This is a genomic window from Desulfurellaceae bacterium (genome assembly GCA_021296095.1).
Taxonomy (GTDB): Bacteria; Desulfobacterota; Binatia; order Bin18; family Bin18; genus JAAXHF01.
In genome coordinates this window covers 42,064-42,770 of the sequence record JAGWBB010000017.1, presented here as the reverse complement: position 1 = coordinate 42,770, position 707 = coordinate 42,064, and the positions used below count along the sequence as shown (strand labels likewise).

Genomic DNA, 707 nt, shown 5'->3' with positions numbered 1-707 from the left:
TGCGCCGCCGCTTCGCCATTCCCCGCAGTCAGCGCGTGGAGGCCAAGCTGCTCCCGGATTTGGTGAGTAAGCTGCGGGCCAAGGTGGCGTTTTATTTTGATGTCGGCAAGTACGAGCCCCAGTTCATTCCGGCTCACCACCAGCTCGTGCCGCTGCTCGAAGCCAAGGGCTGTCCGTGTCTGTTTCAAGAGCTGGTCGGCGGCCACAACTGGACGAACTGGCGCGCCCATCTCAAAGATCTGCTCACCTTTCTGTGGCGAGACAGCCTGCCGCTGGCCGATGAGCAACCGCCCGCCCGTGACAGCGTGGCGGCTCCCCAAAAGCCGGACCGACCGACGGTGGTGGAGCCGTCTGCCGCTCAGGACGGTCCGGCTGCTGTCTTGCAGCAGCAGGGCTGGAGTCCCTACGTCGAACGCGCCGTTGAGGCTGGCCAGCTGCGCTACCGGCTGGCGCTGCCGGCGTGTGACCCTCAGGACATCGGGCTGTTCGTGGTCAGCAACCAGCTGATTGTGCAGCTCGCCCTCCCGGACCCGGGCAACGGGAGTGCCCAGACCAGACGCTTTGAGCAGGTCGTGCCGCTGCCCGACGGGGTGAAGTCTACCGGCATCCAGGCGCGCTATGCGTCCGGTGTGCTTGAGGTCGTCCTCCTGCTGTCCAAACGGATCTCTGCCCGACGCGTGCCGATCCAAGGGGCGTGAGCCGCCCCG

1 protein-coding gene is annotated in these 707 nt (G+C 66.2%); it reads left to right on the top strand.

Annotation, left to right across the window (positions count from 1 at the left end; all coding sequences use genetic code 11):
* Nucleotides 1-698, top strand: a 698-nt coding sequence (locus tag J4F42_05870) for an Hsp20 family protein (protein ID MCE2485020.1), incomplete at its 5' end; no start/stop codon positions are given.
* Nucleotides 699-707 lie beyond the last annotated feature (9 nt).